The following is a 7,083-nucleotide window of genomic DNA, read 5'->3' as shown; positions in this document are numbered from 1 at the left end:
GCTTGAGTCATGAGATGGCGGCTGATTAAGGTTGTGCAACAGTGTACGCAAAACGTGTCTGGCTTTGAATAGCGGCCAGCTACGAAAGGGTACATAATCACACGACTCCAGACACATTATGTAGCAGCGTTCAGCCGAGCCGCTTAAGGCGCACGCCTCTCAGCTAGCCGACATCGCTCAATTGCGCATCGCCGCGGATCGGATTGTGGCGGCGCTTGGGTGGCAGGAACGAATTAGGCGCAAATATCGACCGATACATCCCATTGTTCGGGCACTGGGTAGTATAGGGCCTTGACGGCCTCAGCCACGCGGTCTGGGACGTGCAAGTCAGGCGCCAGTGGCGGATCTTCCTCGCCGTCTGGGCTGTTCATTGGGTGGGCTAGCGGCAGGCCGGGGGAATAGACGGCCGCCCAGTTGCGCTCGGCGAGTGCGGCGACGATGCGTTCACGGTGTTCATGGCGCCACGGTGCGGGCGCCAGGCGGCCGTCTGGCATCCACCACGCCAGGTCGACCTCGATGCACAGTTCGTCTTCCTGCCAATACGGGTCGTACACAGCCGGCCGAACGGCGGCGATCCGGATCTGGATGCCCAAGTCGTGCGTCGACACGTGTACCCGGCGCGGATCCAGTCCGTCCAGATACTCGATCAGCGCCCGCCGGAAGTCACGATGCAACTGGTCGAACACGCGCATGCCTTCCATTTTGCGCCGTGCGATCATGCCGCGGTAGAAGCGTGCGACCGGCACGTAGTCGCGCGGGTGCGCGGGGGCGACGCCCCCTTCCACGTCGACGATATCAGCTCTCTCCATTGCCAGGCGCCGCAAGTCGCCCCATATCCAGTCGGCATGGAACTCGTTCAACGCCGCTTTCCTGAAATCGTCGCCGGTGCGCGCTAGCGCGAAGAACCGGCAGGCGCTCGCCCCGAAGTAATCGAGTTCCTGCGCATGGTCCGGCTTGTATTCAAAATAGTGCAGCTCCACCAGGTAAGCATGTGCTGAACGGCGCAGGACGATCTTCCTGCCGCCTTGTGTGTGCCACTTCAGCAGCGCGTCGAGCGGGTCTTGCCAGCCAGATGGCGGCCCGTCGACGACGTAGCCCTCGTGGCCGCCGCCGATGGCGAGCTGTGCCGGGAAATGCCGGCGCACCTCGCCGGACGGTGCAACGCTCTCGTACAGCCAGTTACGCGGCAACTGCCGTTCCACTTCGTCGCGTCCGGGCGGAAGTAGCAAGTCCTCGACGGTCGTGCCAAGGTTAGCCGCCAGCCGGTGCGCCGTGGCCAGGCTCGTGGGTGCTCCCTTCTTGATGCGGTGGATGGTCTTTTCGCTCATGCCCACGGCGTGAGCCTTGATCGGCCCGCCGGCCACGGCGATGCGCAGGCAGACCTTGGCGGGATCCAGTTGGATAGTGTCTTTCCGCTTCGTTTCGTGCCTGGCGCTCATTGTCGTCCGCCGGCCTTGCCATTGCTGGCCGAGGCGCGTGCTGCGCGGGCCGCGAAATCGTTCTTTGACACCGTACCCTTGTCCTTCATCGTCCGGCTCTGGATAGCCGAGGCTCGGTCCTGCGACATCGGGATCTTGCCGGTCGTGGCTTTGCGCTGGACTGCCTTTGTATGCTTCGTCATGGTTTCCTCCATAAATTGATTATTACCGGAGGAACGATAAGGCCACACGGCTGTCCAGTCACGTCCTCAAATGGGACATATTCGGACATGGATTCAGGCGCTAGGTAGGCGAAGCAGCGACCAAGCCCGCATGGGAGAGGCCAACATCAACATCAACTCAATACCTTGAATTGAACAGAATAAGGCATCCGATGAACTAGTCCTGCCGTGACCATCCCTTTTTTCACTCAAGCATTCATGATCGTATTCGTTGTGTAACGGCTTATGATAGTGTAAACGCCTCATTTTCATCTGGAAATACATGATAAAAGCTATCTCTATTGCAGAAACTAACTATCCCGGAGTCACTAAGATCACCGCCGACGGCTGGGACGGTCAGGTTTTACGGATGTCCTACGCAACGTGTTGCAAGTGGATCTCGACCTCCGCACAGCTGCAGCAAGCGGGTGTCTATATGCTCTACGCGGATCATTTCGACCGGATTACCCATGGAAATCAGCTCTACGTAGGGCAATCTGGCAATATTGGACAGCGACTCGGACAGCATGATGGCAAGAAGGAATTCTGGACAGCCGTCATTGTGTTCAGCTCGGCTGGCGACTGGATGAATGTTGCGTACACCGTGAACATCGAACGGCAGTTCATCAAGTGGGCGAAGCGGGCGAACCGCTACGATCTCGACAACCAGATCCCTGGCCGGGAGGAGCACTTGGGCAAGGAAGACCTAGCACGCCTTCAGACCTTTCTTGATGGGGTCCAGCCGGTCCTGCGCCTGGCTGGTATTGACATGTTTGAACCCAACATGGATGGTACTTTCAGCTATTCTTTTCCAAAAAAAGTGACATCCCAACTGAAGATTCTTAATGGTTCTCCAGCCCCCGCGGTGACGATCCTGGCTGGGAGCCGGATCTTTGGCCTTGACCACGCCAAAGTGAGCCAGGCGAATCTGAATGGCGTTGCCAACGACGACGCGGAACATATCCACACCTTTCACGAGTCCGTTGATGTGACGCTGAACGGTCCAGAATTCATGCTGAAACTGTTCGATCGTCCTGTGTCTTCGTGGAAATCCCGGTCTGGAATATCCTTGATGGCCACGCTGACAGCGCTGTATCCAACTGTGTAGCGTTTCGCTGCGGCGCAGGGATCCCCTGTGCCGGACTTTCGCTCGCGAAAGTCCGGCCCGGCTCGCAGCTTCTTGCATGCTCATGCGCGGAACACGCAAATTGGATATCGCCATCACCCAGTTTACGAGCCGTGATTCTTTTCCTTTTGTTGCATGAAATATTTTGCGGCCTCCTCTGCAATCCGCTTATCTTTGGCCCGCACATAGATCGACGTCGTGGCGGCGCTGACGTGGCCCAGTATGCCTTGCGCTACGTCCAGCGGCATGCCTGCCGCCACCGATAGAGTGCCGAACGTGTGGCGAAAAGCATGGGGCGTCGTCGTTTCCAACTGCGCAAAATCGCGTGGGCTGATGCCGTTTTCCAGCAGCGTCGGTTTGAGCCGCTTGAGGGCTGACTTGATGAGCTTATACAGGCCATCGGCCGTGTAGCCATTGCCGCTTTGTTCTTCATGGCGTTCGATGGCTGCCATGTGTCGCGGTACGACTAAGGGCCCAACGAGCGCTATGTCGTCGCTTGGCAGGACGTTTCCGGCCGCGAGCGGCGGATGGTCAAAATCTAGGTGGCGATCCGTCCAGTGCGCGCGCAGCGCGTCAAGGGTCCTGTCACTGACGGGGACGTCCCTTTTTTTGCTCCGCTTTCCTACCACGCGCAGGGTGGAGACGTTGACCGACCAGGGGCTCGGTTTGAGCGCCGAGCGGCGGCTGCCGGCAGCTTCCTCGCGCCGCAATCCGGAATCACCGAGGAGGAGAATCGCAGCGAGCGCTGCGCGGTCCTGGCTATGTTCCGGGACGCTGGCACGCTGCTCGAGCTGGGTGACAACGAGTTGCCAAAATTCTTCACTCAAGGCTTTTTCGATTTGCATCTCGTGCACTTCCTCTGTCACTTTCGGGTCGGTGACTGCGGACCAGGGATTTCCCCCCAAATAGCGGACGCGAACAAAATAGTCGAATGCGGCTCTCAAGATGATGATCGCTTGCTTTTGCGACTTGGCAGTCATCGGCGTCTTGGTGAACGGGCGCCAGCGGTCGGTGAACCGCGCCGCTTTGTCGCCGACAAAAGCAGGGGAGGGGGCTTGCAAAAACAGTTTGTAGGCTTCGCAGCCGTCGGCCAGCAACGAGGACATGGGCTTTTGTTGCACCATGATGGCCCATAACAGAAAGCGCTCGAGCTCTTTGCGATAGGCCCTGAACGTATGGGCTTTGTCCTCGAAGCGCGCGAGGTAACACTCGACGGCACGTAGGTCGTTGTCTGCCGTAATGAAGCAAAATTTGCTGTTCCTGTTGATGCCGGCAGAGCCATCGTACTTACTGGGCACGGCGAAGCGGCCGAGTGGCGCCAGCTGGTCTGCGTACTGGGGATCGAGCACCACGGCGATCGCAGGAACCTCTACGGAGAATTGCTGGAGTGACAGCTCCCCCAAGGACTTGTTGTGCTGGCGTAGCCAGCTGGCGATAACCTCGGCGCGTTTTGCCCCGATTCGCGGAACAGAGCGCCACCAGCCCGGCCCCCGGCGTTTGATGAACGCGAGCAGGTCGGCTAACTGAACAATGCCTTCATCGCGCAGCACGGCGGCTGTTTTCGGCCGAAACCACTGTGCGACCGGCTGGTCCAGTTGCGGTTGTGCCACGGGAACATCGGCCGCCTTCACCAGAATGTCGAGGGCCTTCGTTGTGACAGCGCCACCTTGACGCGCACCCTTTAAAATGTCTGCAAATGCGGGGTTGTTGACGATGGCGCGTTCAATCAGGTCGTTACGCATGTCGATGAGATAGCGCTCAAGCCCCAGCGCCAGCTGTGGACTGTCTTCGCTGTAATACAGGTCGGCGATACGGGCGAGAGGAATCTTGAGCACGTGCGCGCGCAACGCCGTGTAATCGGCACGGGTGTAGGTGATGGGGGTTAGGACGACATGCGTGTTCTGGGTCATGGTGCTGTCTTCTCCACATCATCTTGAGGGGGGCCGTTTCGCTCTGGATGGTTCTCCTCTTGCGCAGGGCGATGCGCGTTCCAGAATCCTGCGAAGACGGTGCGTAAGGCAAAAAACCAGGCGTAGACCGAGGCGTTCGATTGGCAAGCACCGTCGGACAGCAGGCCATGCGCCAGCAGGTTGCGTAAATTGGGCCCGTGCCGATCACAAAAAAGCGCGCGCACTTCGAAGGTATGGTCTTCCCCAAATACGGGCACCATCTTCTCGCGTCCGATCAAAGACGATAGGCCCATCTCATCGCTGATGCCATCGATGAACGTCGCCGTATGCTCCCCTGCATTTTGCAGATGAAAGCGCACCAAGTGTTCAATCTGCGGCACCAGTATATGCAGCGCTGTAGTGAAGTCCAGGCTGTACCCGGCATAGAGTCCTTTGCCGAACAGATAGGCACGGTCGGGTGGCACCAGCGGCGAGTTGCGGGCCAGGGCTACAAAATCATCCAGTGTGAGGGCATGTTCAAAGCGTACCTCATCTAGGGCATGCAGGACGAGAAACGCCACCTTTGGCATGGTCGTCTGTGCAAAGTAATCGACCATACTGGCCAACAGCGCGGCCTCTTGCATGTCGGCGGTATCGTCCACGCTGGCACCGGGACGTGCCGCGATGACTCTTCCATCGGGCGACATGAGCGTGGTGCTGAAGAGCGCCGAAATGGGTGATTCCTGCGCCCGCTGTTCGGCGCTCGCGCGATGCTCCGCGATGGCGGGCCCGTGATAAATGGAGGTGAGGTGGAAGAGGGCATCGACCGCTGTTTTTCCTTTAACCGCTTGCCGCACCTCGGCGATTTGCGCTCGCACATCCGGTCCTTTGGTGGTGATGATGTGCATCTCGCCGATGGCTTGCTCGCCGGCTGCATTCATTGCTTGCCGTAGAACGTCAATCCGGTGAGTGATATTGCGTGCTGTCCGCGCCTTTGCTGGCACCGAGCGCAGCAACTGAATGGCCTTCTCGTAGCCACTTGCAGCGACGGCGCTCGATGGGGTAGGGCCTTGCAGCCGCTGCTGCGCTTCGTCTGCCCAAGATTGTGCCATCGCCACCGTCATCTCCACGGCGTTGTTGCTGTCGGCTGCTTTGTTGTACCACCGCCCGGCGCGTTCATAGGAGCCACGGGCACCCGGCAGGTCCCCTGCGGCGCTCCTGTTGCGCCCCATGATCGCCAGCTTGTTTGCCAGTTGGCGTGCCTGGGGCTTGGCCAGATTGTTGCGGTATAGGGCATCCGAGAACCAATGCGGCGCGTTGCGATACTCGCCATCGTCCTGCGCCTCGTCGAAAGCGTGCAACAGCGCCGCTTCCATCGCTGCGATGTGTGCGGCGCCCGCTTTACCCAGGCCGGCGGCCAACTGTAAGGCGCGCATCCAGTTGCATCGTTCACCTTCAATCCAGGTGGCTGGTTGTGCCGGCAGCTGACAGTATGCGTCGATGGCCAGGGTGGCGTAGCGTACACCGCGTTTTCTGTCGAGCATCCAGACCAGGTCGGCCGATCTGGCACGCAGCAGACGATGTTCAGCCCCGTCGCTGAGGGTAGCCAGAAGGTCCACATAGTCGCGAAAGTCGCCCGGAATGGCGGTACGCCGGTCGCCCCATTCAATCATCGGCTTGAAGGGCTCAGCTGGGGTCTCTGGCGTGAACATCATCGACATGATGTCGTGGAGAAAGCCGATGGCGCTGGCGTGCGCCGTCTGTTCGTGGGCCTTGCGCGCTGCCGTTAGCGCCGCGTGCAGGTCGAGATAGCTGGTGGGTGACACATCACGCAGGAGCGCGTCATAGCCACTGGCGCGTAGGTCGTCGGCGGTGAGTGCATGGAACGCAGGCAATGGTTGCTGGTTGTTCATCGTCAAGGGAGGGAGCAATTCGGAGAAATGGGAAAGCCTGTGTATCAAGGTAAAGATTTGTACAGAAAACAGCAAGAAAGTAACTTTTTGACATCGGGCGAAGGCTGTTTCACGCGTAATTCATTATAAACGCTTTATTGATAATACGGATTATCAGGCAAGAAGGAAATTATTGAGCGACTGACCTGTGACTTTCTGAAATAGATGCGACGCTTTTTTGAAATTGATACGACGCCAATAACGAGGCGTAAAAAAACCGGCAGGTGTAGCGCTCTTACCTAAAACTACGGACTTTGATTACCTAAACCTGCGGACGAATCGTCTTTTCACGATTTTTGCGATTCGTCCGAATGATTACGTAAACACCGTCAACGGATTCATTTCGTATTGATGATTACGTAATTGTCAAGACCCGCTTGGTTATAAACGCGTTTAACAAATAAATCCGGCTTCTTTGCCTGCCACTCTTTGAGCGCCTGGATGGGTGTCTGGTGGTGTAAGGCGCGCTGCGGGATA

5 protein-coding genes and 1 pseudogene are annotated in these 7,083 nt (G+C 58.3%); 1 reads left to right on the top strand and 5 read right to left on the bottom strand.

Features of this window, described 5'->3' with window-relative positions:
- Window positions 1–233: 233 nt before the first annotated feature.
- Both ACQ4WP_RS28655 and ACQ4WP_RS28650 read right to left on the bottom strand, forming a co-directional pair.
- The gene (locus tag ACQ4WP_RS28655; RefSeq protein WP_436526614.1) at window positions 234–1,439 is read right to left on the bottom strand and encodes a helix-turn-helix transcriptional regulator; all 1,206 of its coding nucleotides are present in this window, start codon (window positions 1,437–1,439) and stop codon (window positions 234–236) included.
- A complete protein-coding gene (locus ACQ4WP_RS28650; RefSeq protein ID WP_436526612.1) occupies window positions 1,436–1,621 on the bottom strand; it encodes a hypothetical protein in 186 nt (61 codons plus the stop codon). The genes ACQ4WP_RS28655 and ACQ4WP_RS28650 overlap by 4 nt, the downstream gene beginning before the upstream one ends.
- Window positions 1,622–1,922: 301 nt before the next feature.
- Here ACQ4WP_RS28650 and ACQ4WP_RS28645 point away from each other — a divergent pair, with 301 nt between their 5' ends.
- Window positions 1,923–2,747 carry a GIY-YIG nuclease family protein gene (locus tag ACQ4WP_RS28645; RefSeq protein WP_436526610.1) on the top strand — a complete coding sequence of 275 codons (825 nt, stop codon included), beginning with the start codon at window positions 1,923–1,925 and terminating at the stop codon, window positions 2,745–2,747.
- Window positions 2,748–2,869: 122 nt separating this feature from the next.
- Here the strand turns inward: ACQ4WP_RS28645 and ACQ4WP_RS28640 are convergent, their stop codons facing one another.
- The 3 genes and pseudogenes from ACQ4WP_RS28640 to ACQ4WP_RS28630 form a co-directional block, all read right to left on the bottom strand.
- On the bottom strand, window positions 2,870–4,675 hold the full coding sequence (locus tag ACQ4WP_RS28640) for a site-specific integrase (protein ID WP_436526608.1): 1,806 nt from the start codon (window positions 4,673–4,675) through the stop codon (window positions 2,870–2,872).
- Complete coding sequence (locus tag ACQ4WP_RS28635) at window positions 4,672–6,642, bottom strand: DUF7380 domain-containing protein (RefSeq protein ID WP_436526606.1); 1,971 nt, start codon at window positions 6,640–6,642, stop codon at window positions 4,672–4,674. Before ACQ4WP_RS28635 ends, ACQ4WP_RS28640 begins: the two co-directional genes overlap by 4 nt.
- A gap of 302 nt (window positions 6,643–6,944) precedes the next feature.
- Window positions 6,945–7,083 (bottom strand): annotated as a pseudogene (locus tag ACQ4WP_RS28630) (IS481 family transposase); the annotation flags it as partial.

Origin of the sequence: Janthinobacterium lyxosi, assembly GCF_051380665.1 — a bacterium.
Classification (GTDB): Bacteria; Pseudomonadota; Gammaproteobacteria; order Burkholderiales; family Burkholderiaceae_D; genus Janthinobacterium.
Note: the sequence above shows the minus strand (reverse complement) of the source record. Positions and strands in the feature narration are given on the sequence as shown.